This is a genomic window from Sphingomonas sp. FG14 (genome assembly GCF_057809675.1).
Genome location: NZ_JBMDKK010000005.1, coordinates 88,467 through 113,454, shown reverse-complemented (window position 1 = coordinate 113,454; position 24,988 = coordinate 88,467). Strand labels below are relative to the sequence as shown.

The following is a 24,988-nucleotide window of genomic DNA, read 5'->3' as shown; positions in this document are numbered from 1 at the left end:
AGGTGCGATGATAACGTGCGGGAAACCGGTTCCCGGCCTTTTCAGGCAAACACCCTAGAATCGGATATCCATGCCGATGCGCAGCGTGCGGGGGCGCAACGGGGTGATCTGGCGTTCATGCGGCAGGGTGAAGGGCGATCCCAGCGCGAAGCGGTTGCCGATCGAATCGAACAAGTTGGTCGCACTCAGGAACAGGCCGTATCCGCCGCGCCCGATCCGCGCGCTGAGCGCGGTATCGAGGTAATTGCCCTGCGACACACCGAGCACCGGCCCCACGCCGAGCCGCGAGCGGCCGACATAGCGCGCCCAGCCCGACACGCGCAGATCATATTCCCCGGCAAGGACGGTGCTGTATTCCGCGCCGATGCGCCCGTTGAAGCGCGCGACATTGGGCAGGTCATCGCTTTCGGCGATCACCGCCGTTGCCGGCAAGGGGAATATCACGCCAGGGCCGGGGCCACTCACAACGCCGGTTCCGCCGTCATAGGCGACCAGCGACGAGCGCAGCACCACCGCCGATGTGAAGGGATCGGTGAGCTTGCTGTCCGCATAGACGCCGGAAGCCTCGATCAACAATCCGGGCAGCGGCCGCCAGCCGATGGTCGCGTCGACCGACCAGATCCGGCCGTCGCCGATATTGTTGGTCGCCGGCAGGCCCGTGCCGTCGATCAGATCGGCCTGGATATCGCGCCAGCGCGTATGCGCGACCGACAGCGCGAGATTCACCGCGCCGACACCGGTACCGCCATAGCGCATCCCCAACTCGGTGGTGGCGACGTCGTCGTTCTGGTAGCGCTGGACAAAATTGTTGCGCACCGCGATGCCGCCGGGCCGGAACCCTTCCTGATAGCGCGCGAAGAATGTCAGGTCCGGCGCCGCGGGATAGCTGAACGCGAGCGACGGCAGGATCGTCGTTTCGGAGCGCTTGGCCTCCATGCGGACATCGGCTTGTTCAAATTGCGGCGCATCGAGCGCGTCGCCCGACAGCCGCGCATGCGTCAATCGCCCACCGCCGGTGGCGCTGAGCGAAGGCGTGATCGCCAGCGTGACTTCACCGAACAGGGTGGCTTCATCGACGCGGTTGAAAACACCGACCTCGCTGCTGAACATCCCCGCGCCGCTGCTGCGGCTGAGCCGATAGTCGTTCCTGACCACGCTGGTGCCGACCACCCAGCCGAGGCCGCCGTCCATGTCGTAGGACAGTCGATTCTCGTTCGAGAGCAGCGAGATGCGGCTGTTCTGCCGGAACAGGGTGGGCGGGCCATTCTCCGGCGTCGCGTCATAGGTCTCGTCGATATCCTGGCGCACCACGCCTGTCGCCGAGACGAAGCTGAGGCCTGAATCCCATTGCTTGCGCACGACGAACTGGCCCAGCGCATAATCGTTGCCGAACGCCTGGGCGACCGGGCTTTCCTTGACCAGGTCGCGCAGGTCGCGGTTGGCATATTGGCTGTCGCGCGCGCGGATCGACTGGTAAGTGCCGCCGATATCGACGGTCCAGCCCGGCGCGGGCTCGGCGCGCAGCGAGATGCGCCCGCCATAGGTGTCGGTGCGGTTGACGTCCTTCAGGTCCCGCAGCGTATCGTCGATATAGCCGCCGTCGCGCACCGCGTAGCCGACCGCGCGCACCGCCACATGATCCCCCGCGACGGGCAGGTTGACCATGACGTTCGCATCGTAGCTCGGGGCACCATGCGCGGTCGCCGCCGCCGACAGGGCGGCGCTCGCCTGGGTTTCACCCAGGCGCGGCGCCACCGGCAGGATGCGCAGCACGCCACCGAGCGAACCGGCGCCGTGCAGCGTGCCCTGCGGCCCCTGCAGCACCTCGATCGTCGCGATGTCGTAGAGCCGGAGATCGGGGTCGGGCGCGTTATAGTTGAGCCGGGTCTCGCCCAGATACTGGCCAACCGTCGCCTGGGTGGGGCCGTTGAAACTGGAATCGGCGATGCCACGAATGAACAGCTTGTTGCGCCCAGGCCCGAAATGCGTGGAACCGACGCCAGGCAGGCGCTGCGCGATCGCGTCAGTGCCATGGCCTTCAGCGCCGACGGGCAGATCGTCCATCCTTAAAACCGAAACGCTCCCCGGATAGGCGGAGAGCGGAGTCGCGCGCTTGCTGCCGGTCACGATGATGTCGCCTGGCGGCTCCTCGACCGTCATCACCGCGGGCTGGAACATCGGTCTTTGCGCGATGCGCTGGGGCTGAAGCGGCGGACCGCGCCGGACGATCCGCCAGCTATCCGCGCCGATGCTCACAAAGCCGGCCTCGGTGCCGTCGAGCAGCTTCTGCAGGGCCTGCCGCACGGTGAGCTGGCCGCGCACCCGCCGGACCGGCATCGAAGCCAGGCGCGGATCGGAAACGCCGATGCTGATCCCCGCCTGACGCCCGAGCGCGACCACAGCGCTGCCAAGCGATCCGGCGGGCAGGTCCACCGGACGCCGCGTTTCCGCCTGGGCGGCGGACGCACTCGCCACAAGGGCGATCGCAATCAACGCGCGTTCAGCGTTCCGCATCGCTCCCCGCCATGAGCACCCAACCATTGCCCTCGCGCCGCGCGGACACGCCCAGCACGGCGCCGGCACGCGGCACCGCGCGATCGGCGCCGCCATCGAGCAGGATCACGCCGCTGAAACGGCGCGCACGCACGCCCGGGGCGGCCGACACCGGCACGCCCAGATTGCGCGAAAGATCGTCCGCCACCGTCGCGAAAGCGGCGCTGCCATAAATCAACCGGCCTTCGCGCCATGCCGCGACCGCGCCAGGATCGGTATCGCCGGCCTCGGCGCGACGACCGTCGACCGCGCGCAGCCGGCGCCCGATCGGCAGGGTCACGCGTTCGGCGCCCTTGTCGTAGATCACCACGCCCTCGGACACCGCCACTTCGGTCACGTCTCCGGCGCGCACGACGTTGAACGCGGTTCCGGCGTCGGTCAGCGTCGCCCCGCCGGTCTTGACGATGAAGGGGCGGGTTTCGTCATGAACGACGGTGAACAGCGCCTCGCCGCGTTCGAGTTGCGCGAAACGCGGATTCTCGCGATCGAGCATCAGCCGCGTCCCGCCGTTCAGGTCGATGCGGCTGCCGTCGGCGAGCGCGACGCTCTGGCGCTCACCCGCCTTGGTTTCGACGGCATAACCCGCACTGGCGGGCACGAGCAGCGAATAACCGGCAAACGCGACGAGCGACGCCGCCACCGCACCCCAGCCCAACGCTCCGCGCCGGCTGGGGCGATAGCCGCCATCGTGCCGGGCCGGTGGCGCCAATGGTTTCGGGGCAGGTGCGGCATATGATGCCATGTCCCGGTCGGCGAGCGCCATCTCGTCATAGACCTGCGCATGCATCGAATCTTCCTCCAGCCACAGCATGAAGGAATCCCAGTCCGCGAATCCGGGATCGCGCTGGCGGATAACCCAGCCGATCGCCTCGTCTTCAATGGTGATACGCGGTCTGTTCATGTCTGTCTCAGGACCATGACGCCGCGGTCCCCACTAATCCGCATCGTCCCGTCTCCTTAATTCGATCATCGCCCGATAGGCCTTCTGGAGATCCTTCTCGACCGCGCTCAAGCTGATGCCGAATTCCTGCGCGATGTCGCGCTGACTGACCCCGTCGATGCGAAAGCGGCGGAACACCGCCGCCGGCCGCTCACCAAGCGCGGCAAGCGCTTCCTCAGCCTGGCGCAGGCGTTCGCGCGCGATCAGCAGCCGCTCGGCGGACGGATCGTCGGACACCCCGGCCACCGTCGTGCCGGCCGCATCCGACCAGTCATGGTCGCGACGTTGCGCGCGCGTCGTCGAACGGTGGCGATCGAGCATCAGGTTGTTGGCGGTCGCGTAAAGATAGGAAAGCGGCTCCGCGATCGGGCCGGCCTGCGCGCCCGACGCACGCAGCCACAATTCGTGCAGCAGATCCTCCGCCGCGTCAGCCGCGCCGCGCGCGCGCAGGAAGCGCAGCAGCATGTCCCGGTTGGAAAGGAACACCGCTTCGAGACCGCCGACGGTCATCGGTCGCTGATCGGTTTGAAAAACACGCGCGCTCCATGCGCCGGATAGACACCCGGAGGCAAGAGCCACCCTGATCGTCGGGCCGGCGCGATTTTTTTATGCGGGTCCCGCCGCAGCACGACGTCTTATGGGCAAGCCTCGGATTGTATCCCCCCTCGAGGTGACCCACTCCCCCAGACGGTGGGCCGGGGAAGGCAGCGTATCGGCCTTCCTCGGAAATTCTCCGGACGAGAGCGCGTGCCGTGCCAACGGCGTCCGCGCTCCCCCTTAAAGCCCGACGCCCAGTCGAACGCGCTCTCGTCCGGTTCCAGCCCCGATCCTCCTTCGATCCACGCCGAGACGGCACGCTGGACCTGCACTGCCTCCAGGCCCTATTGAAACAGTGGCGAAGGGGCGGGAGGAAAGGCAATGCGTGGCCTGTTAATGATCGCGGTGTCATTCAGATGAATCGGCGGGATTTGCTGATCGGTGCGATGGCCGCGATCGCGCTTCCCAAGGCTCCGACCCATGCCCGGCCGAGCATGCCGGCGGACGACGCGCTCCATCGACTGCTCGACGCGATCGATCCCGGCGCCGACCCCAGCGAATCGCACCGCCGTCTGGCCGATATCGATGCCTCACGACTGTCGCCATCGGCGCGCGCCGACCTCGAAACCGTGCTCTGGGGCCTTGCGATCGACGCCGATATCGCGCGCGGATCGGCGGGTTACGGGCAATTGTTCGAACGCCAGTTCGGCGCGCCATTTGAGCCCCGCGCGCTGCATCGGCGTTTCGAGATGCAGGCGAAGGCACTGGCACGCCGGGCCGATTCGCTGCTTCGCGCGGAAGGCCTCATGCACGGCAGCGTGGGCCAGCGCCTCCGCGAATTTGCCCGCCAACCGCGCTGGCTTTACGATGACAATGAGGCGGGGCGCGTGCAGGCGGTGGCCGATATGAGCCGGACTCTGGCGGCCTCCCGCATCCGCTTGCCCGCGCTGGTCACGGGGCTGCCTGCGGAGACCGGCGATGTCATCGTCCAGTCATTATCGGCCGACGATATCGCGGCAGGCCGCCAGGGTTATCGCGCTCCGCCGCAGGATGGACGGCCCGGCACATATCATGTCGATCTTCGCGAAATCCGCCGCCGGCCGCGCTGGAGCCTGCCGAGCGTCGTCCATCACGAACTGCTGCCCGGCCATTTCGTCCAGCAAGCGCCGCAATCGCTGGCCACGCCCCATCCGCTGCGGCTGCGTTATGCGCCGAATTTCGCGGAAGGCTGGGCGATCTATGCCGAGCAGCTAAGCGTCGAGGTGGGCCTGCTTCGGCACGATCGGCCGGCCATGATCGGCTATCTGCAATGGATGCTTTTTCGCATCGGCAGGGCCACGATTGACACCGGTGTCCATATCATGGGATGGAGTGTTTCGCAGGCGGTCGACTTCGTGGCCGAGCTGCAGGGCGACGCGATGATTTTCGCGCCGTTTGAACGAGATATCGAGCGAATCCGCCAGAACCCCGGCGGGCGCGCGGCCGAAGCGATGACGTGGCTGGCATTGGCCGAGCAGCGCGACGCGATGGTCGGGCGAGAGCGCGGAAAGCGGATGGCGGCATTCCATCACGCTGTGCTGCGCGAAGGTGCGATGCCCTTCGGGTTGCTCAAGGAGCGACTTGCAGGGGCCAAGTCCGGCGGCGGGGGTTCCCCGTAAGAGATCGGACGGAGAGAGTTCGAACGAAAAAAGGGGAGAGATATCAATGCGAAAGATTGGCAATCGCCATGCGTGGCAGCTTTGCGGCGCATCGGTCGCGGCACTGACGCTGACCGCCTTCGCCACGGGCACGGCGCACGCGCAGAGCGAGGCCCCCTCAGCCGACACCGGCCAGGCAGCCCCATCCGAACCATCCGATGAAGACATCATAGTCACCGGTTTCCGCAGCAGCCTCGCCAAGGCGATCGACCTGAAACGCAACGAATCGGCGGCAGTCGATTCGATCCTGGCCGAGGACATCGGCAAGTTTCCGGACCTCAATCTTTCGGAATCGATCCAGCGCATCCCCGGCGTCGCGATCACCCGCGACGGCGGCGAAGGCCGGCAGATATCGGTGCGCGGCCTTGGCCCCCAGTTCACGCGCGTCCGCATCAACGGCATGGAAGCCTTGACCACGGCGGGCGGCGCCGACGCCAGCGGCGGCACCAATCGCGGCCGCGGCTTCGACTTCAACGTGTTTGCGGCCGACCTGTTCAACCAGATCAGCGTGCGCAAGACCGCCGAAGCCTCCACCGAGGAAGGTTCGCTGGGCGCGACCGTGGATCTCCGGACCGCGCGTCCCTTCGACTATAACGGCTTCACACTCGCCGGTTCGGTGCAGGCAGCCTACAACGATCTCTCCGAAAAGGTTTCGCCGCGCGGCGCCTTCCTGATCGCCGACACCTTCGCCGACGGCACGATCGGCGTGCTGCTCTCCGCCGCCTATGGCCGCCGCAAGACGGTCGAGGAGGGTTTCTCCACCGTTCGCTGGGCGCAGGGCTCGGCCTTCGCGCCGGGTTTCGAAAGCGTGCTCGGCCAGAATTGCGCCACTAACGCGACGGCCTGCAACGATGCGAACGCCGCACTGCATCCGCGCTTCCCGCGCTACGACATCTACAGCAACGATGTGGAGCGTATCGGTGCGACGGGATCGATCCAATTCCGTCCCAGCGACAACACCACGCTAAGCATCGACGGCCTTTATGCCGACTTCAAGGTCCGTCGCGGCGAATTCTACCTGGAAGCGCCGTCACTCAGCGCGGCCGGCGCCTGCACCACGGCAACGCGGCCCACCACCTGCGGCCTGGCCGATACCGACATCACCGCGATGAACATCCAGAACGGCGTCATGGTTTCCGGCACGTTCAACGATGTCGACCTGCGCGTCGAGAACCGGCGGGACCGGTCCAAGACCCAGTTCCGGCAGATCTCGGCGGATCTGGAGCAGAAGCTCGGCGACGCGCTGACCTTCACCGCCGTCGCCGGCTATTCCAAGTCGGATTTCAACAATCCGATCCAGAATACGGTGATCCTCGATTCCTACAACACCGACGGCTTCAGCTACGATTATACCAATTCGCGCGCACCTGTGTTCAACTGGGGCACCGCGGACATCGACAATCCCAATGCCTGGGTGCTCGGCCAGCTTCGCCTGCGCGCGGTGCGGGCAGTCAACACCTTCAACACCTTCCAGGGCAATCTGAAGTGGGAACTGAACGACGATTTCAGCATCAGCGCGGGCGTGAACTACAAGAAGTACAAGTTCAGGACGGAGGAATTGCGCCGCTCCAACGGCACCACGTCGAACCGCGAAGCGACGATCCCGGCGGAAGTCGCGGCGATCCCGCTGTCACAATATACCAAGGTCATCACCTTCCAGGGCACATCGTTCATCGTGCCCGATTACGAGACCGCAGCCGAGAAGCTGAGCCTGGAGGATCAATCCATCTATGGCGGCGCGTTCAAGCTTGGGCCTGAACCGGCGCTCGGTTCGAAGAGCCGCGTCGCGGAGACCGACAAGAGCGCCTATATCCAGGGTGACTTCAAGACCGAGATCGGCGGTGTTCCCGTGCGTGGCAACGCCGGCCTGCGCTATGTGAAGACCAGGCAGGCGGCAACCGGCTATGTATTCACCAGCGGAGCCCCACAGGAGATCACGACGCCGCGCAGCTATGAGGACTGGCTGCCTTCCGCGAACATCGTCATCGAACCCGCGTCGAACCTCGTTCTCCGCCTCGCCGCGGCGCGAGTGATGGCACGCCCCGATCTCGGCAGCCTGCCGCCCGGCGCCTCGATCTCGGTTTCGGGGTCGGGCCGCACCGTCAGTGTCGGCAATCCCGTGCTCGACCCTTATCGAGCGGATACCTTCGACGGCGCGATCGAATGGTATTTCCAGCCTGGCTCACTGCTCTCCCTCGCGGTGTTCCAGAAGAATATCGGCAGCTTCGTGCAGACGGTATCGACGCCGGGCAGCGTATTCAGTGGCAATCCGTTCGGCCTGCCCGACAGCGTCGCGGTCGCGGCCTGCGGTTCGACGCCGAATTGCGGCCCATCGCTCAACAACTGGACCTTCAGCGCACCGCGCAACTCGCCCGGTGGGCGCCTGCGCGGCTTCGAGGTCAATTACCAGCAGCCGCTGCGCTTCCTGCCCGGATTCCTGAGCAATACCGGCCTGCTGCTGAACTACACCCAGGTCAGTTCGCGCATCAAATATCTGGCCGCCGACGGTACGGTCGCCACCATCAACCAGTTGACCGGCCTGTCGCGCCGATCGGCCAACGCCACCATCTATTATGAAGACAAGGTGTTCAGCGCGCGCGTGTCTGGATCCTATCGCAGCAAATATCTGACGCGCGTACCCGGCACCGAACGCGGCACCGATGTCGACGGCACCAACTCCACCTTCAACCTCGACGCGTCGATCCAGTTCACGCTCACCGACAATTTCAAGCTGTCGCTGGAAGCCGTGAACCTGACCGACCAGTATCAGGATCAGTTCAACGATTCGCGCGACCTGCTTTCGGTCTATCGCCACTCGGGCCGCGAATTCCTGTTCGGTATCCGCTACACTTATTGACGGTTTCGCGGGGCGCCTTACCCCTGGCGCCCCCCGACTCCCCCCCCCCCGCGACTCCCCGGAATGAATGCAGGATTGAAATGACCCTATTGAGCCGCGTCGTCGCTCTTGGCCTGGTCGTGGCCGGTGCCTGCCTTCCCATCGCGGCGGAGGCGAAACCAAGCCGCACCCAGATCGTCGACACGATGAAGCGCGCAACGCGGTTCATGGTGGAGGAGGTCTCGACCAAGGGCGGCTATGTCTGGTCTTATCTCCCCGACAAGTCGCGGCGATGGGGCGAGATGGAGGCATATCCCAGCATGGTCTGGGTCCAGCCGCCGGGCACGCCGACCATGGGCCATCTGTTCCTCGACGCCTATCACGCCACCGGCGACGAATATTATTACCAGGCGGCGGAAAAGGCGGCCGAGGCGCTGATCTTCGGCCAGTTGCCCAGCGGCGGATGGAATTACTTCATCGATTTCGACGGCGAGTCCTCCACCCGCCAATGGTATGACACGATCGGCAAGAACGCTTGGCGGCTGGAAGAATTCCAGCATTATTGGGGCAATGCCACGTTCGACGACGCTGGCACCTCGGAGGCGATGCAATTCCTGCTGCGCCTGTATGTCGAAAAGCGTGACCCCAAATACCGCCCCGCGCTGGAGCGTGCGATCGGCTTCGTGCTGGAAAGCCAGTATCCGGTCGGTGGCTGGCCGCAGCGTTATCCGCTGAAATACGAATTCGCCCATCACGGGCGGCCGGACTACACGTCCTTCATCACCTTCAACGACGACGTCGCGGGCGAGAACGTCAAGTTCCTGATCCTCTGCTACCAGGCGCTGGGCGAGACGCGCGTGCTCGATGCGATCAACCGTGCGATGAGCGTCTTTCTGGTCACGCAGCAGGGGCAGCCCCAGCCTGGCTGGGCGCTGCAATATACCACCGACCTGAAGCCCGCCGGCGCCCGCACCTACGAGCCGCGCGCGCTGGCCACGCATACGACCGCGGACAATATCCGCCGCCTGCTCGACTTCTACCGCCTGACCGGGGATAGCAAGTTCCTCGCCCGCGTGCCCGAGGCGCTGGACTGGCTCGATTCCGTCCGCCTGCCCGATGCGCAGATCAAGGATGGCAAGGCCTATCCCACCTTCGTCGAGATCGGCACCGGAAAGCCGCTCTACATCCATCGCCGCGGGTCGAACGTGGTCAACGGTGCCTATTATGCCGATTACGATCCCGCCAACACCGTGTCACATTATGGATCGACGCGCGCGATCGACGTCGCCGCCATCCGCCGCGACTATGAGGCGCTGAAGGCGCTGCCGCCCGAACAGGTCGCGAAGGATTCGCCGCTCAAACAGGGCAACCGGGTGCCGCTGCCCCGCTACTTCCTGTCGGATGCCGACACGTCGGACCTCAACACCGACCGCAGCGGCGCGGGTCTCGACATTTTGGTCTCCTCGCTCAACGCCAAGGGCTGGTGGCCGACCGAACTCAAGGCGACGAGCAATCCCTATCGCGGCGACGGCAGCGCGACGCCCCAGCCCGGCGACTATCGCGCCACCCGCGTCGGCGACGCGACCGACACCTCGCCCTATTTCGCGGAGAAGCCGGTGATCGGCATCTCCACCGGCACCTATATCGAACATATGCGCGCGCTGATCGCCGCCGCGGTGGCCGATGCGCGCTGACCGGCGCGCGGCGCTGAAGCTGGTCCTGGCCAGCGCCGCGGCGCTGCCGTTCTCCATACCCGCCATCGCGCAGACGATCGAGATCGACCGGCCGATGCCGCCGCCCGACTGGGCGCTGGCGGAACGCGCACTGATCGCACTCAACGGCGAGGGCGTGAAGCTGTTCATCGACAAATATGTCGATCCGCGCGGCTATCTGCGCGGGCCGGAACATTGGGGCATCACCGATGGGCCCGACGATGCGGTCGAGCCGATCCGCAATTGGCCGCTCGCCCATGCACTGGGCGGGCCGGATTCGATCCTGACGCAATGGCGCTTCGTCTGGGAAGGGCATCTCGACCAATATTCGCGCGCGAAGGTGCTGGAGGTTGCGGCGGCCAGGGACGGCATCTACCAGCGCGAGTTCACGCCTTCCTTCGACTGGGAGCATATGGGCGAAGGGCTGTCGGGCTTCTATTTCTACGGCTTGAGCGCGCCGGACGATCCGACCTATCAAACGCGGCTGCGCCGCTTCGCCGGCTTCTATCTCGGCGAGGATCCTGCCGCGCCCAATTACGATCCGAAGCTCCAGATCATCCGCAGCCTGTTCAACGGCAGCAAGGGCCCCAATCTGGGCGAACCCTCACCCACCGACTGGGACGGTCCGCCCGTGCCCGGCGGCGATCCGAAGCGGCAGACCCGCTTCCTGAAGGCCACCAATATCCGGGGCGACCATCCGCTCAATCTGGCGAGCACCAATCTGGCGCTTCACGCCTATATGGTCACCGGCGATCCGAAATACCGGACCTGGCTGCTCGACTATGTCGATGCCTGGGCGAAGCGCATTGACGCCAACGGCGGCAACATCCCCTCCAATATCGGGCTGGACGGCACGATCGGCGGCGAATGGGGCGGCAAATGGTATGGCGGCGTGTTCGGCTGGAATTCGCCCGACCAAGGCGTCCGCAACTATGTACTGCGTGGCCCGCCCGAGGGCTTTGGCAACGCACTGCTGCTGACCGGCGATCAGCGCTACACGCAAGTGCTGCGCCGACAGATCGACAATCTCTATGCGCAGAAGAAGGTGGAGGGCGGCAAGACGCTGATCCCCGTCTATCACGGCGATCAGGGCTGGTATGGCTGGTTCGACGTCGACGGCAGTTCACCCGGCCTCGGCAATCGCCGCCAGGTGGAGCAGGACATCTATCTCTGGTCGCTGAACCCCGGCGACCTGAGGCGATTGCCCGACAGCGGCTGGATCGGCTTCCTGAACCACGGCGATCCAGCCTATCCGCTAAGGGCGCTCCAAAAGGATATCGAAGAAGTCCGCGTCGCGGCGGGTATCCTGCGCAAGGACGACAGCAGCATCGGCTATCCACCCGACGAGACGCGCTGGTCCAATGCCAATCCGGTCGCGACGACCGCGCTCATCAACCTGACGATGGGCGCCGCCGATCCTGACGGATCGGGCCACGGCCCGCTGCCGCTCCACGCGCAGGTGCGCCACTTCGACCCGGTAGCGCGCCGTGCCGGCCTGCCGCCCGATGTGGCCGCGCTGGTGGAGAAGATTACGCCGGATTCGGTGGTGCTGACCCTGATCAATGTAAATCCGCTCCGGCCACGCATCGTGACGGTGCAGATGGGCGGCTATGGCGAGCATAAGGCGACGAGCGTGACGGTTGCGGGCGTTCAGCGGTTGCTGGATACGCCCGCCTTCGACGTGCGGCTGGCGCCCGGCGCGGGCCAGACGCTGACGATCGGTGTAAGGCGGTACGTGAACCAGCCGACGTTGCGGTTTCCGTGGGATAGGTGATCGCGCGAAGACGTCAGCGCGCAGCGTGTCTCGATTTCGCTCGACACGAACGGGTTTGGTTCACGGGTTGGCAGCCACTCCCATATACCGATCACGCAAATCCAGCGGCCGCGCGGTCACGGGCATCTGAATCCCCTTCACGAACACCGCCTGCGGCTGCGACAACGGTTCCAGCGGATCGCCATTCCACAGTACCAGATCAGCCTCTTTACCTGCCTCGAGCGAACCAATCCGGTTCGCAAGGCCGAATATCTTCGCCGGATTGATTGTTATCGCGGCAACGGCGGCATCGTGCGGCAGGCCCCACGCCACGGCGTTGCCCGCGCCGTAGCGCAGCTCGCGCGCGCGATGGGCGACGCCGCTGCCCGTTTTCAGGATCAACATGACGCCGGCTGCGTTGAGCCGGGCGGCATTCTCCTCGGTCGCGCCGAGTTCGGAGAAGCTGCGCGGCAGGTTCGCGACCGGATCGACGATGACCGGTACGCCCGCCGCCGCGATCTGCGGCGCGACACGCCAGCCCTCCGCCGCGCCGTCGAGGATGATCTTCAGCCCCTCATCACGCGCCAGGGCAAGCATCTCGACGATGTCCGACGCGCGATCGACCTTGACGATCACCGGCATCTTTCCCTCGACGACGGGAACCAGCGCTTCGAGATCGATGCGCGACAGCGGCTGCGGACGCCCCGCACCGCGATCATAGGCGGCGCGATTGCGCGCGAAATGACGGACATCGGCGAGCGTCGCCTTCAACTGGACGATCGCCGCACCGCGCGCGCCGCCGGCGCGTTCGGCGCCGCCTTCGCCCATTTCGAGCACCATCGCGACGCGCGGACGCGTCACCATGTCGGGCTGCTGGGCGAGATCGATCACCGCCGCCTGCCCGGAGAATTGCAGTTCGCGCCCGCGCCGGTCGTCATAGAGCGGCGTGGTCACCGCATGGGTGATGCCCGCGAGCCGCGAGACCGGCAACAGGATCGAGTCCGGATTGAGCCCGCGCGAGATATCGAAGCCCGCGCTGATCCCGGCACTGTGCGTCGCGCGGTCTGCGCTTGTCGGCACCTGGCTGACCTCGACCGCGCCCAGGCTGCTGTCCGCCTGGATGAAGCCGGGCGTCACCACCCCACCCCTGCCGTCGATCACGCGCGCGCCCGCGGGCACGGCCACGTTCGCCCCGGCCGCGACGATGCGTCCGTCGCGGATCAGCACGGTGCCGCGTTCGATCTCACCGGCCCTTGCCATCGTCATCAGCCGCGCATCGACGATCGCGACGGTCTCGGCCGCCGCCTGCGAGGACAGAATGAGCGCAAGCGCCCCCAGTAGCGGACGGATCATCGCGTGCCTCCGGGCTGACCGAGGGTGAAATCGGAATGCGGGCGATAAGATGGGTCCGAGCGATCGAAGACGATGCCGCCATCGATCCAGACCTTCTCAGCGCGCGCATAGATGCTGAACGGATCGGCGCTCCACAGCACGACATCGGCATTCTTGCCGGGTTCGAGCGTGCCGACCCTGTCGGCGATGCCGAGCGCCCTGGCCGAATTGGCGGTGAACCATTTGATCGCCTCCGCCTTCGGGATCTTCAGCCCCGCCCGCCAGGCGGAGGACAGCGCGACCGCCGCTTCCTGATTGAGGCGCTGGATGACCAGCGGATCGTCCGAATGGATGATCGCGCAACCGCCCGCCGCGTGGATCAAGGGCGCATTTTCCTCGATCGCGTCGAACACCTCCATCTTGTAACCCCACCAGCTTGCCCAGGTGGCGACGCAGATATCCTCCTTCACCAGCATCGGCGCGATCTTGTACGCCTCGTTCGCGTGGTGGAAGGTGCGGATGCGGAAGCCGAATTCGCGCGCGATGTCGATCATGTTCGCCATCTCGTCGGCGCGGTAGCAATGGTTCTGGACGAGGATCTCGCCCTTGAGCACGCCGGCCAGCGTTTCGAGCTGGAGGTCGCGCTTGGGCGGATCACCTGCGCGGCCATTCTTTTCCCATTTCTCCCAGCGGCGCGCATAATCCTGCGCGTCGATCCACGCCTTGCGATAGCCCGCGACATTGCCCATCCGCGTCGCCGGCGAACGCCCCTTCGCGCCATAGACGCGCTTGGGATTTTCGCCGCACGCGATCTTGAGGCCATAAGGCGCGCCGGGGAATTTCATCGCCTGCATCGTGCCGGCGGGCACGTTCTTGAGCGTCACCGTCCGCCCGCCGAACAGGTTCGCCGAACCCGGCAGCACCATCAGGGTCGTCACCCCCGCCTGCCGCGCGGCATCGAGCCCCGGATCCTGCGGCCAGACCGAATGTTCCACCCAGGCCTGGGCGGTGTTGGGATCGGTCATCTCGTTGACGTCGTTGAGCGCGTCCGCGCCTTCGGGCTGCGACCAGGCGCCGAGATGCGAATGCGCGTCGATCACGCCGGGCGTCACCCATTTGCCGCGCGCATCGACCTGGGCATAATCCTCAGGCACCGCCAGGTTCGCGCCCACCGCGACGATCCGGCCAGCGTCCATCAGCACCGTGCCGTCGGCGATTTCCGCACCCGTCGCGGTGAGCACAGTGCCCCCGACGAGCGCGAGCTTGCCGACGACGGGCGCTTGATAGGTGCTCGGAAACGGATTGGCGTCGATCGGCCGCACCGGTTCGGCCGGTGCGGCGGCGGCGCTGGCGGCCGTCGTTGCGGGCGGCTGCGTGGGCGCGCAGCCGGCCAGCGCGACCGAGAGCGACAGGAAAAGCGCGTGCCTGATCATTTGCCGTCGGGGGTCACCGAGCGGACCACGCCGCCCTTTTCGTCGAGGAAGTCGATCGAAGCCTTGCCGTCGGGCATGACCTTCATCAGGATACGCGGACGCCCCATCGCATCGTTGAGCATCACCGCGGAATCGCGATCGCGCGTCTTGCCGACATAGACGCGCTGGCGGCCGAACGTGCCCTCCGTTTGGAATTTCTGCATCAGCGCGGTTTTTTCGGGGCCGTCCGGCAGTTTGCTGAAGCGCATGGCCTCGTCGAAATCGAGCGGCGCGTCAGGCCGGTCGTTGACGATCATGCCCGCCCAGCGGCGCCCGGCATATTCGCTCTGGGTCAACTGGATCACCTGATCCTGCTCGAACTGGTCGAAGCTCAGATGACCGCCGCCCGAAACCTTGCCATCAGGGCCCTTCTGGCCGCTGAAGGTGAGCCCGCCATTCTCGGTGCCTTCATTATTGTAGAAGATGATGCCGGCGCCGCGATTGCCGCTGGGATGCGGGCGTTCCTTGCCGTGATAGATGATGCCCGGCGAACGGCTGGTATTCGACACGATCATCCGGATCGTGCCGTCATCCTCGCGCACATTGATGCGCTTCACGTCGATCTCGTCGAACGCCGCTTTCCTGGGCGTGGTATCCGCCATCGCGCCGGTGCCGAGCGAAAAGGCCATGGCGGCGGTGAGCACGCCCGAATAGAGGATGAGGAGCCTGTTGCCGTTCATTGTTTCTCTCCTGTTGAACCGTTCGCCGTCACGGCGGGAAGATAGCGGTCGCGCAGCTCGGTCGCGCGCGACGTCATGGGTTGTTCGATACCGCCGATCAGCACCGATACCGGCCGCGCGACGGTTTCCAGCGGATCGCCGTCCCAGATCACGATATCGCCGGCCTTGCCCGCCTCGAGCGATCCGATGCGATCGGCCAGGCCGAAGATGCGCGCCGGATTGATCGTCATCGCCGCGAGCGCGGTCTGCCAGGGCAGGCCGTTGGCGACCGCATTGCCCGCATTGTAGCGCATCTCGCGCTCGCGGTGATTGCCATTGCCCTGGATCGCGATCGTCACGCCGGCGGCGGCCAGGCGACGGGCATTGCCGAGCGTCGCGCCGAGCATCTCGAACGAGACGGGATTGTTCTCGATCGGGGTCAACAGCACCGGCACCTTCGCCGCGGCGATCTCACGCGCGACGCGCCAGCCCTCGCCCGCGCCCTCCAGGATCAGCTTCACCTTCTCCTCGCGCGCCATCGCCAGCGCGTCGCGGATATCCGATGCGCGATTGACGGAAACGAGGAGCGGCATCCGCCCCTCGACGACCGGCAGCAGCGCCTCCAGATCGATGCGAGACAGCGTATAGTCACGCGTCTCTCCGCGATCATAGGCGGCGCGGCGATGCGCGAAATCGCGCACTTCGGCGAAGATCGCCTGAAGCGCGACCAGTTCGGCGGCGCGCGCGCCGCCAGCGCGTTCGGCGCCGGCATCGCCCATGTCGAGCACCATCGCGACGCCGCGCTTCATCAGCATCGGCGCGCCGCCCAACGAGACCGCCGCCGCCTGCCCCGCGAAGAGCAGTTCGCGGCCCGCCGCATCGTCATAGCCGGGCGTCGCGATCGCGCTGGTGATGCCGCCCAGCCGCGCAACAGGCAGCAGCAGCGAATCCGGGTTGAGGCCATAGCCGGCGTCGAACGCCGCGCTGATTTCGCTGTTATGCGCGCCGCGATCGTCGGTCGATTCGACCGCGCGCACCTCGATCAGGCCCAGCGCGGTGCCCGACGCGACGAGACCGGGGGTGACGATCCTGTTCGTGGCATCGATGATACGCGCGCCCGGCGGCACGGATATATCGGCGCCGACCGCGACGATCCGCCCGTCACGCACGATGACGGTACCGCGCGCGATCTCGCCCGCGCCGCCCATCGTCACCACGCGTCCGCCGGTGATCGCCACGGTCTCCGCCGCCGCCGGCATCGCGGCGGTGAGCATGAGTGCAGCCAGAATATGCCGGATCATCGCGCGAACTCCTGTCCCGGCTGGCCCAGCACGAAATCGGACGGCGCCTGATAACGCGGATCGGCGCGGTCCCAGCGGAGCGTGCCGTCGATCCAGACCTTTTCCGCGACGGCGTAGACGCTGAACGGATCGGCACTCCACAGCACCAGATCGCCCATCTTGCCCGGCTCCAGCGTGCCCACGCGATCGGCGACACCCATCGCCTTGGCCGGATTGGCGGTGATCCAGCGGATCGCCTGTCCGCGCGAGATCCTGATGCCGGCATGGTTGGCGGCGGTCATCGCGATCCCCGCTTCCTGGTTCAATCGCTGGATGAGCAGCCCGTCGTCCGAATGGATGATCGCGCAGCCGCCCGCCGCGTCGATCATCGGCGCATTCTCCTCGATGCCGTCGAGCGATTCCATCTTCGCGCCCCAACTGTTCGCCCAGGTCGCGACACAGATATCCTCCTTCGCGAGCAAGGGGGCGATCTTGTAGGCTTCGTTGGCGTGATGGAAGGCGCGGATGTGGAAGCCGAATTCGCGCGCGACGTCGATCATCACCGCCATCTCGTCGGCGCGATAGCAATGGTTCTGGACGAGGATCTCGCCCTTGAGCACGCCGGCCAGCGTTTCGAGCTGGAGATCGCGCTTGGGCGCATCCCCAGCCTTTCCGCCCTTCTCCCATTTGTCCCAGCGCTTCAGATACTCGGCCGCATCGATCCACGCCTTGCGATAGCCTGCGACATTGCCCATCCGGGTCATCGGCGCGCGGCCCTTGCCGCCATAGACGCGCTTGGGATTCTCGCCGCACGCCATCTTCAGCCCATAGGGCGCGCCCGGGAATTTCATCGCCTGGGTGGTGACGGCGGGCACGTTCTTGAGCGTGACAGAACGGCCGCCGAACAGATTGGCCGAGCCCGGCAGGATCATCAGCGACGTGACGCCACCACCGCGCGCCAGCCGGAATTTGGGATCCTGCGGCCAGACCGAATGCTCCGCCCAAACCTCCGCCGTGTTGGGAGAGACCGCCTCATTGCCATCCTCGTGCGAGGGCGTGCCGGGCGAGGGATAGACGCCGAGATGCGAATGCGCGTCGATGATGCCGGGCGTCACCCATTTGCCGCGCCCGTCGATCTGCTGATAGCCATCGGGAATGGCGAGATCGGCGCCGACCGCCTCGACCTTGCCATCACGCACCAGCACGGTGCCGATCGCGATCTCCGCGCCCGTGCCCGTCAGGATCGACGCGCCGGTGATGGCGAGCGGCGGATGCGGCGCAGGACGATAGGTGGAGGTAAAGGGATCCCCACCACCGACATCCTGCGCCGCCGCAACGCAGCCGACCGCTAACAGCAGCGCCGCGCCGATCAGCTGGCCAGCATCCAAAACCGTTCGTTCCGCCGCTGACCCCATAATCGACCTCCACCCCACAGCAGAGGAGCGACGGGCGCAAGGAATCCGCCACTCGCTTTTTACGACGGGCGAGTGGCGGATTTGCCCGGCCGGGCCATCGTCTCGGGCAGGGGAGATCCGCTTATCCCTGCGGATATCATGAGGGGCTGGGCCATAGTGAGTGTACATCGTCTGGCGCGTCGCGCCGCCAATCTTCCGACCAGCTTTCCGGCACCGCATTTTCCATCGGAACTCGAAGCCGATGTGATCCCGTTCGATTCGGGTTTCGCGGCGCCGCAATTGCTGCCCGACCTGACCGACTATGCGATCGCCGCGCTCAACGCGCACCGCGAGGAAACGCTGCAATATTCGCCGACGCACGGCCAGCCCGAACTGCGCGGCTGGCTGTCAGAGCTGATGAACGAGGATGGCTGCGCGCTGACGCCCGATCATCTGCTGATCGTCAACGGCGCCAAGCACGGGCTGGAACTGATCTGCCGGCTGCTGCTCGACGAAGGCGACGCCGTCGTCGTCACCGCGCCGACCTATTTCACCGCGATCCCGATCTTCCGCAGCTTCGGCGTCGATTTCATCGAGGTCGGCCAGGACAAGCATGGTATCGACGTCGCCGCGCTGGAGACGCTGCTCGACGCGCGGGCGAAGGAAGGGCTGGCCGCGCCCAAGCTGATCTACAATGTCGCCGATTTCCATAATCCGACCGGCGCCACCATGTCACTGGAGCGACGCCAGGCGCTGATCGCGCTGGCCGAGGCACGCGGCATCGCCGTGGTCGAAGACACGCCCTATCGCCGCGTCCGTTTCGAAGGCGAGACCGTGCCGTCATTGAAGGCGCTCGACCGCACCGGCAACGTCTTCCATGTCGGCACCTTTTCCAAGCTGGTCGCGCCGGGCCTGCGCATCGGCTGGGTCGCCGCCGATCCCGAGATCATCGCGCGGCTGATCCGGCTGAAATCCGATGGCGGATCCTCTCCGCTCGTCCAGCGCATCATCTATGAATTCGGGCGTTCGCCCGCCTTCGCCGCGCATATCGAGCGCGTCCAGGCCGTCTATCGCGAACGCCGCGACCGCATCGTCGAGGCGGTGCGCCGCGAAATCCCGGCCGCCGAGATCGCGGTGCCGGAGGGCGGATATTATGTCTGGCTGACGCTGCCGTCGCATGTCGATGGCGATGTGGTCGCCGCACTCGCCGCCGAGGCCAAGGTCAACCTGATCGCGGGCAGCACCTTCTTCGCGACGCCGGGCGCGGGCAACACGCGCGCGCCCAGGAACCATATCCGCCTGTCCTACAGCTATGCGACGCCCGAGCAGATCGACGAAGGCGTGCGCCGCCTTGCCGGCGCCTATCGGTCGGTCGCCGGCTGATGGCATCGGCCCCGCAGCCGCTGGTCGAGTTCCGCGGCGTCGAGAAACGCTATGGCGGCGGCACGCGGCCGGCCGTCGCGGGGCTGGATCTGACGGTCGCCAAGGGCGAATTCCTGACTTTGCTCGGGCCTTCGGGATCGGGCAAGACGACCACGCTGATGATGCTTGCCGGCTTCGAGACGCCCACCGCCGGCGACATCATGCTCGACGGCCACTCGCTGGCGAAACAGCCGCCGCACAAGCGCAACATGGGCGTCGTCTTCCAGAATTACGCGCTGTTTCCGCATATGTCGGTTTCGCAGAATCTGGCGTTTCCGCTGAGCGTGCGCGGCATGCGCAACCAGGATATCGCCAGGCGCGTCGACGAGGCGCTGGCGCTGGTCAGGCTCGACGGGCTCGGCCATCGCCGGCTCGACGCGCTCTCGGGCGGCCAGCGCCAGCGCGTCGCACTGGCGCGCGCGCTGATCTTCGAGCCCGATCTGGTGCTGATGGACGAACCGCTGGGCGCGCTCGACCGGCAGCTCCGCGAAAAGCTGCAGGCGGAGATCAAGCGCATCCAGCGCGCGCTGGGGCTGACCATCGTCTATGTCACGCACGACCAGAGCGAGGCGCTGACCTTGTCCGACCGGATCGTCGTGTTCGCCGACGGCGCGGTGCAGCAGATCGGATCGCCGCAATCGATCTACGAACATCCCGCCAATGCCTTTGTCGCGGGGTTCGTCGGCGAGAATAACGGGCTGGCCGGCACCGTCACCGCAAGGGACGGCGATGTCTGCGAGGTGCGGCTCGACGGCGGCGAGGCGATCCGCGCGACCGCGATCGGCAATATCGCGCCGGGCGCGCGCGTCGTCACCACCATCCGCCCCGAACATGTCGGCATGGACAACGGCACCGGCAGCTATTGCAACCGGCTGGATGCGCGCGTCGATGAACTCGTCTATCACGGCGATCATAGCCGCATCCGGGCGACATTGCCGGGCGGGGCGACGCTGACCATCTGCGCACCGCGCGGACGGGGGATCGAGCCGGCCGAGGCATTGCCGATCGGCTGGTGCGCGGATCGCTGCTTCGCCTTCCCGGCGGACGACTGGGTAGAGGATCCGCTGGGGGACGCGCAATGAAGCGATGGGCACGCATGGTCGCGACGCTCGGCCTCACGGCCACGGCCATCGCGCTCTCCTCATGCGGATCGGACGCGCCGACACGGCCGCTGACCATCGTCGGCTGGGGCGGATCGTCGCAGGACGCGCACCGCAACGCCTATTGGACGTCCTTCGCCAGGACGACCGGCATCAAGCTGCGCGAGGACACCTGGCATGGCGGCGTCGGCGTGATCCGGACCAAGGTGATCGGCGGCGATTCAAGCTGGGACATCGTCCAGGTCGAGACCGAGGACCTGATCCTGGGCTGCGAGGAAGGGCTGTTCCAGCCGCTCGACTGGGCGGCGCTGGGCGGACGCGAGGCCTTCGTGCCCTCCGCCGTCCATGAATGCGGTGTCGGCGCGATGCTGTGGTCGTACCTGATCGGCTATGACGGCGACCGCATCAAGGGGCCGGGACCACAGAACTGGGCCGATTTCTGGGACGTGAAGCGCTTTCCCGGCAAGCGCGGCATGCGCAAGACGCCCAAATATTCGCTCGAATTCGCGCTGCTCGCCGATGGCGTGCCACCCGCCCAGGTCTATCCCACATTGCGCACGGCGGCGGGCGTCGATCGCGCATTCCGCAAGCTCGACGAACTCAAGCCCAATATCGTCTGGTGGTCCTCGATCTCGCAGGTGCCCGACCTGATCGGATCGGGCGAGGTCGCGATGTCGGTGACGAGTCCGGGCCGGCTGATCGTCGCCAACCAGACCGAGAAGCGCAATTTCAAGGTGAGCTGGCACGGCAACATCTATGCCGTCGATTATTGGGTGATCCTGAGCAACAGCCCGCGCAAGGCCGAGGCGAACGAACTGCTGCGCTACATGACGCGTCCGGAAAACCAGATGCGCCTGCCCACCTTCATTCCCACCGGCCTGACCAGCGTGGAGGCAGGAAAAAGGATCGATCCGCGCTACAAGCGCGACACTCCGTCCGATCCCGCCAACATGACCGACGCGCTTGCGCTCGATGGCGATTTCTGGGTGGAATATGGCGATCAGTTGACCCAGCGCTTCAACGCCTGGGTCGCGCGCTGAAACCATGACCCCATCGATATCCGCGCAACCCGGATCGTTGCAGAAGCCTGCGCCACGCCGCTGGTGGACCTTCGCCCTGATCGCGCCCTTGCTGCTGTTCCTGCTGGCAAGCTTCATCGTGCCGGTGCTGATGATGCTGTCGCGCGCGGTGACCGATCACGAGCTCGCCGATAGCTGGCCGCAAAGCGCCGAAGCGCTTGCAGAATGGAATGGCGAAGGCCTGCCCGACGATGCGCTGGCGCGGACCGTCGCCACCGAGATGCTGGTGGCGCGGCAGGCGGGCACGCTCAATCGCGTCGCCAACCGCCTCAATTACGACGTCGTCGGATCGCGGACACTGCTTTACGCGACCGCCGATCGTCTGGCGGCGGGCGCCCCCGGCAATTCGCTTGCCGATCTGGTGCGCATCGACCCACGCTGGGCGAACAGGACCTATTGGTCGGCGATGCGCCACGCGGCGGGGCCGCTGACCAGCTATTATCTGCTCGCCTCGCTCGACCGGCGGATCGATGCGGACGGCGTTATCTCGGCGGTCGCACGCGAACAGGCGGTGTTCGTCGATATCTTCCTGCGCACCTTCAAGATCAGCCTAGTCGTCGCCCTGCTCTGCACGATGCTGGGCTATCCCGTCGCCTATCTGCTCGCCTCGCTGCCCGAACGCCGCGCCAATCCGCTGCTCATCCTGGTGCTGCTGCCCTTCTGGACCTCCGCGCTGGTGCGCACCACCGCCTGGGTGGTGCTGCTGCAGACCAACGGCGTGGTGAACGGGCTGCTCGAACAGGTCGGGCTGATCGATGCCCCGCTGCAGCTGATCTACAACCGGCTGGGCGTCTATATCGCGATGACGCATGTGCTGCTCCCCTTCTTCATCCTGCCGCTCTACGGCGTGATGAAGGGGATCGAGCCATCGGCGATGCGCGCCGCCAGCTCGCTGGGCGCGACGCCGCTCACCGCTTTCCTCAAGGTCTATCTGCCGCAGACCATGCCGGGCGTGGCGGCGGGCGCGATCATCGTCTTCACATTGTCGCTGGGCTATTACATCACGCCCGCTTTGGTCGGCGGCGGCGCGGACCAGATGATCAGCGGATCGATCGCCTTCTACACCAACCAGTCGCTCAACTGGGGCATGGCCGCCGCGCTCAGCCTGTTGCTGCTGATCCCGCTGCTGCTGATGGTCTTTGCCGGGCGGACGATGGCGCGGACGGTGCCGGCATGAGCGGGCACGGCATCGCACAGCGCGGCTGGGGCCGTTTCGCGCTGATCGGCTATTGCAGCCTGGTCTTCGCCTTTCTGGTGCTGCCGATCCTGGCGGTGGTGCCGTTGTCGCTCAACCCCAGCGCGTTCCTGGTCTTTCCAGAACATGGCCTCTCGCTGCGCTGGTACCGGGCTCTGTGGGAGTCGCCGCAATGGATGCGCGCCTTCGGCAACAGCCTGTCGGTCGCCACCGCAACGACACTGATCGCCACCCCGCTGGGTACGCTGGCCGCGATCGGCCTCGTCAACATGCGCTCGCGCGCCAAGCCGCTGATCGTCGCCCTGCTCTCGGCACCGATGGTGGTGCCGGTGGTGGTGGTCGCCATCGCCTTTTATTTCCTGTTCGCGCCGCTCGGGCTGGTGAACGGCTTTGCGGGCCTGGTCGTCGCGCACACCGTGCTTGCCCTGCCCTTCGTCGTGATCGTCGTCCACGCATCGCTGCAGGGTTTCGATTTCGAGCTGGTGCGCGCCGCCGCCAGCCTGGGCGCCCGGCCGCATATCGTGGTGCTGCGCGTGCTGGCGCCGCTGATCGCGCCGGGCATCGCGGCGGGCGCGGTCTTCGCCTTCATGACGTCATTCGACGAGACGGTTGTCGCCCTGTTCATCGCCGGGCCCGATCAGCGCACTCTGCCCATCCAGATGTTCGAAGGCGTGCGCGAGCAGATCAGCCCCGCCATCACCGCCGCCGCGACCCTGCTGGTGATCGCGTCCACCAGCCTGCTCGGCACCGCCGAACTGCTGCGCCGCCGCGCCGACCGACTGCGCCCGGGCCGGTGATGATCGAGATCCCATCCGAGACCGAGCTGCGCCGCCGCGCCGGCCGCAAATGGCGCAGCTATCCCGACGACGTGATCCCCGCCTGGATCGCGGACATGGACCTGATGCCGGCGCCGGCGATCGTGGAGACATTGTCCGAGGCGCTGCGGCTGGGCGATTTCGGCTATGGGCTGACAATGGCGACCAACGGCGTGCCGGCGGCCTTCGCGCGCTGGGCAGAGCGGCGCTGGGACTGGCGGGTTCGGCCCGAAGACGTGCTGCTGATGCCCGACGTCGTCGGCGGGATCGCCAATTGCATCGAGGCGCTGAGCGCACCGGGCGACGCGATCATCGTCCAGACACCCGCCTATCCGCCGCTGCTGGGTTCGGTGCGGACCGCGGGCCGGCGGCTGATCGAGCATGAGCTGGCCGACGGCCACATCGACCTGGACGAACTCGATGCGCTGATGAGCCGGGAAAACGTGCGGATGATGCTGTTCTGCCATCCGCACAATCCAAGCGGCCACTGCTTCACCGCGCTGGAACTGACCGGCATCGCCGAGCTGGCGCGCAAGCACGACGTGGTCGTGATTTCCGACGAGGTGCATGCCGACCTGACCTACAGGCCGCATCGCCATATCCCGTTCGCGACGATCACGCACGAGCGCACGGTGACGCTCAACGCACCGAGCAAGGCGTTCAACGTCGCCGGGCTGCGCACCGCGGTCTGCGTGGCGCGCGGCGATTTGCTCGCAAAGCTCAAATCATTGCCGTCGACGCGCTGGAACGCGTTTTCGGCGCCAGGCGTCCGCGCCGCGCTGGCAGCATGGAGCGACGCCGGGGAGGAATGGCTGATTGCCTGTGTCGACCACCTCCAGGCGCGGCGCGACCAGCTTGCGGCGTTGCTGGCGGAGCATTGCCCGGCGATCGGCTATGTTGCGCCCGAGGCGGGTTATCTGGCGTGGCTGGACTGCCGGGCGCTCGGGATCGAGGATCCGGCAGGGTATTTTCTGGAGCGGGCGAAGGTCGCGCTGTCGGCGGGGCCGGATTTCGGGGCGCCGGGTGAGGGGCATGTGCGGCTCAATTTCGCGACTTCGGCGAAAATATTGGAGGAGATTGTGAGCCGGATGGGCAGCGCCCTTACTCCCCTCCCGTTTACGGGAGGGGTCGGGGGTGGGCCTGTCGAAGGCAGCACCAAGCCCAAACGGGCCCTCCCCTAGCCCCTCCCGCAAGCGGGAGGGGGATTGTCAA

At 66.3% G+C, this 24,988-nt stretch carries 18 protein-coding genes; 10 read left to right on the top strand and 8 right to left on the bottom strand.

Features of this window, described 5'->3' with window-relative positions:
- Window positions 1–54: 54 nt before the first annotated feature.
- The 3 genes from ACODTA_RS17250 to ACODTA_RS17240 are packed head-to-tail and all read right to left on the bottom strand — an operon-like array spanning window position 55 to window position 4,003.
- Window positions 55–2,514 (bottom strand): TonB-dependent receptor, encoded by a 2,460-nt coding sequence (locus ACODTA_RS17250; RefSeq protein WP_489067210.1) that lies wholly within the window; start codon window positions 2,512–2,514, stop codon window positions 55–57.
- Window positions 2,501–3,454 carry a FecR family protein gene (locus tag ACODTA_RS17245; protein ID WP_489067209.1) on the bottom strand — a complete coding sequence of 318 codons (954 nt, stop codon included), beginning with the start codon at window positions 3,452–3,454 and terminating at the stop codon, window positions 2,501–2,503. Before ACODTA_RS17245 ends, ACODTA_RS17250 begins: the two co-directional genes overlap by 14 nt.
- Window positions 3,455–3,487: 33 nt before the next feature.
- Window positions 3,488–4,003 (bottom strand): RNA polymerase sigma factor, encoded by a 516-nt coding sequence (locus ACODTA_RS17240; protein ID WP_489067208.1) that lies wholly within the window; start codon window positions 4,001–4,003, stop codon window positions 3,488–3,490.
- 443 nt (window positions 4,004–4,446) lie between these two features.
- Here ACODTA_RS17240 and ACODTA_RS17235 point away from each other — a divergent pair, with 443 nt between their 5' ends.
- From ACODTA_RS17235 to ACODTA_RS17220, 4 genes are all read left to right on the top strand, one after another.
- A complete protein-coding gene (locus ACODTA_RS17235) occupies window positions 4,447–5,688 on the top strand; it encodes a DUF885 family protein (protein WP_489067207.1) in 1,242 nt (413 codons plus the stop codon).
- A 46-nt stretch (window positions 5,689–5,734) separates the two neighbouring features.
- Window positions 5,735–8,584 (top strand): TonB-dependent receptor, encoded by a 2,850-nt coding sequence (locus tag ACODTA_RS17230; RefSeq protein WP_489067206.1) that lies wholly within the window; start codon window positions 5,735–5,737, stop codon window positions 8,582–8,584.
- Window positions 8,585–8,664: 80 nt separating this feature from the next.
- Window positions 8,665–10,257: a pectate lyase gene (locus ACODTA_RS17225; RefSeq protein WP_489067205.1), complete on the top strand. Its 1,593-nt coding sequence runs from the start codon at window positions 8,665–8,667 to the stop codon at window positions 10,255–10,257.
- Window positions 10,247–12,049 carry a DUF8034 domain-containing protein gene (locus ACODTA_RS17220; protein WP_489067204.1) on the top strand — a complete coding sequence of 601 codons (1,803 nt, stop codon included), beginning with the start codon at window positions 10,247–10,249 and terminating at the stop codon, window positions 12,047–12,049. The genes ACODTA_RS17225 and ACODTA_RS17220 overlap by 11 nt, the downstream gene beginning before the upstream one ends.
- A 60-nt stretch (window positions 12,050–12,109) precedes the next feature.
- Here ACODTA_RS17220 and ACODTA_RS17215 read toward each other — a convergent pair whose 3' ends face one another.
- From ACODTA_RS17215 to ACODTA_RS17195, 5 genes are read right to left on the bottom strand one after another with little or no spacing between them, the layout of a single operon-like run.
- Window positions 12,110–13,381 carry an amidohydrolase family protein gene (locus tag ACODTA_RS17215; protein ID WP_489067203.1) on the bottom strand — a complete coding sequence of 424 codons (1,272 nt, stop codon included), beginning with the start codon at window positions 13,379–13,381 and terminating at the stop codon, window positions 12,110–12,112.
- Window positions 13,378–14,793 (bottom strand): amidohydrolase, encoded by a 1,416-nt coding sequence (locus ACODTA_RS17210; protein ID WP_489067202.1) that lies wholly within the window; start codon window positions 14,791–14,793, stop codon window positions 13,378–13,380. The genes ACODTA_RS17215 and ACODTA_RS17210 overlap by 4 nt, the downstream gene beginning before the upstream one ends.
- Complete coding sequence (locus ACODTA_RS17205) at window positions 14,790–15,512, bottom strand: hypothetical protein (RefSeq protein ID WP_489067201.1); 723 nt, start codon at window positions 15,510–15,512, stop codon at window positions 14,790–14,792. Before ACODTA_RS17205 ends, ACODTA_RS17210 begins: the two co-directional genes overlap by 4 nt.
- Window positions 15,509–16,792 carry an amidohydrolase family protein gene (locus ACODTA_RS17200; RefSeq protein ID WP_489067200.1) on the bottom strand — a complete coding sequence of 428 codons (1,284 nt, stop codon included), beginning with the start codon at window positions 16,790–16,792 and terminating at the stop codon, window positions 15,509–15,511. The genes ACODTA_RS17205 and ACODTA_RS17200 overlap by 4 nt, the downstream gene beginning before the upstream one ends.
- Window positions 16,789–18,186, bottom strand: coding sequence for an amidohydrolase (locus ACODTA_RS17195; RefSeq protein ID WP_489067199.1), 1,398 nt, complete (start codon window positions 18,184–18,186; stop codon window positions 16,789–16,791). The genes ACODTA_RS17200 and ACODTA_RS17195 overlap by 4 nt, the downstream gene beginning before the upstream one ends.
- 156 nt (window positions 18,187–18,342) lie before the next feature.
- Between ACODTA_RS17195 and ACODTA_RS17190 the strand changes: the two genes are divergently transcribed.
- From ACODTA_RS17190 to ACODTA_RS17165, 6 genes are read left to right on the top strand one after another with little or no spacing between them, the layout of a single operon-like run.
- Entirely contained in the window at window positions 18,343–19,548 is a 1,206-nt protein-coding gene (locus ACODTA_RS17190; RefSeq protein ID WP_489067198.1) for an aminotransferase-like domain-containing protein, read from the top strand.
- Window positions 19,548–20,669 carry an ABC transporter ATP-binding protein gene (locus ACODTA_RS17185; RefSeq protein ID WP_489067197.1) on the top strand — a complete coding sequence of 374 codons (1,122 nt, stop codon included), beginning with the start codon at window positions 19,548–19,550 and terminating at the stop codon, window positions 20,667–20,669. The genes ACODTA_RS17190 and ACODTA_RS17185 overlap by 1 nt, the downstream gene beginning before the upstream one ends.
- Window positions 20,666–21,727, top strand: coding sequence for an ABC transporter substrate-binding protein (locus ACODTA_RS17180; RefSeq protein WP_489067196.1), 1,062 nt, complete (start codon window positions 20,666–20,668; stop codon window positions 21,725–21,727). Before ACODTA_RS17185 ends, ACODTA_RS17180 begins: the two co-directional genes overlap by 4 nt.
- Window positions 21,728–21,731: 4 nt before the next feature.
- Window positions 21,732–22,943, top strand: a complete 1,212-nt coding sequence (locus ACODTA_RS17175; protein WP_489067195.1) for an ABC transporter permease — start codon at window positions 21,732–21,734, stop codon at window positions 22,941–22,943.
- Complete coding sequence (locus ACODTA_RS17170; RefSeq protein ID WP_489067194.1) at window positions 22,940–23,758, top strand: ABC transporter permease; 819 nt, start codon at window positions 22,940–22,942, stop codon at window positions 23,756–23,758. Before ACODTA_RS17175 ends, ACODTA_RS17170 begins: the two co-directional genes overlap by 4 nt.
- Window positions 23,758–24,957, top strand: a complete 1,200-nt coding sequence (locus ACODTA_RS17165; RefSeq protein WP_489067193.1) for a MalY/PatB family protein — start codon at window positions 23,758–23,760, stop codon at window positions 24,955–24,957. The genes ACODTA_RS17170 and ACODTA_RS17165 overlap by 1 nt, the downstream gene beginning before the upstream one ends.
- Window positions 24,958–24,988 lie beyond the last annotated feature (31 nt).

Excerpts from the sequence above, each read along its gene's own strand:
- ACODTA_RS17215 (WP_489067203.1), bottom strand. The coding sequence starts at position 13,381 with ATGATCCGTCCGCTACTGGGGGCGCTTGCGCTCATTCTGTCCTCGCAG.
- ACODTA_RS17205 (WP_489067201.1), bottom strand. The coding sequence starts at position 15,512 with ATGAACGGCAACAGGCTCCTCATCCTCTATTCGGGCGTGCTCACCGCC.
- ACODTA_RS17200 (WP_489067200.1), bottom strand. The coding sequence starts at position 16,792 with ATGATCCGGCATATTCTGGCTGCACTCATGCTCACCGCCGCGATGCCG.
- ACODTA_RS17230 (WP_489067206.1), top strand. The coding sequence starts at position 5,735 with ATGCGAAAGATTGGCAATCGCCATGCGTGGCAGCTTTGCGGCGCATCG.
- ACODTA_RS17165 (WP_489067193.1), top strand. The coding sequence starts at position 23,758 with ATGATCGAGATCCCATCCGAGACCGAGCTGCGCCGCCGCGCCGGCCGC.
- ACODTA_RS17245 (WP_489067209.1), bottom strand. The coding sequence starts at position 3,454 with ATGAACAGACCGCGTATCACCATTGAAGACGAGGCGATCGGCTGGGTT.
- ACODTA_RS17180 (WP_489067196.1), top strand. The coding sequence starts at position 20,666 with ATGAAGCGATGGGCACGCATGGTCGCGACGCTCGGCCTCACGGCCACG.
- ACODTA_RS17210 (WP_489067202.1), bottom strand. The coding sequence starts at position 14,793 with ATGATCAGGCACGCGCTTTTCCTGTCGCTCTCGGTCGCGCTGGCCGGC.
- ACODTA_RS17175 (WP_489067195.1), top strand. The coding sequence starts at position 21,732 with ATGACCCCATCGATATCCGCGCAACCCGGATCGTTGCAGAAGCCTGCG.
- ACODTA_RS17250 (WP_489067210.1), bottom strand. The coding sequence starts at position 2,514 with ATGCGGAACGCTGAACGCGCGTTGATTGCGATCGCCCTTGTGGCGAGT.
- ACODTA_RS17240 (WP_489067208.1), bottom strand. The coding sequence starts at position 4,003 with ATGACCGTCGGCGGTCTCGAAGCGGTGTTCCTTTCCAACCGGGACATG.
- ACODTA_RS17220 (WP_489067204.1), top strand. The coding sequence starts at position 10,247 with ATGCGCGCTGACCGGCGCGCGGCGCTGAAGCTGGTCCTGGCCAGCGCC.
- ACODTA_RS17170 (WP_489067194.1), top strand. The coding sequence starts at position 22,940 with ATGAGCGGGCACGGCATCGCACAGCGCGGCTGGGGCCGTTTCGCGCTG.
- ACODTA_RS17195 (WP_489067199.1), bottom strand. The coding sequence starts at position 18,186 with ATGGGGTCAGCGGCGGAACGAACGGTTTTGGATGCTGGCCAGCTGATC.
- ACODTA_RS17235 (WP_489067207.1), top strand. The coding sequence starts at position 4,447 with ATGAATCGGCGGGATTTGCTGATCGGTGCGATGGCCGCGATCGCGCTT.
- ACODTA_RS17225 (WP_489067205.1), top strand. The coding sequence starts at position 8,665 with ATGACCCTATTGAGCCGCGTCGTCGCTCTTGGCCTGGTCGTGGCCGGT.
- ACODTA_RS17185 (WP_489067197.1), top strand. The coding sequence starts at position 19,548 with ATGGCATCGGCCCCGCAGCCGCTGGTCGAGTTCCGCGGCGTCGAGAAA.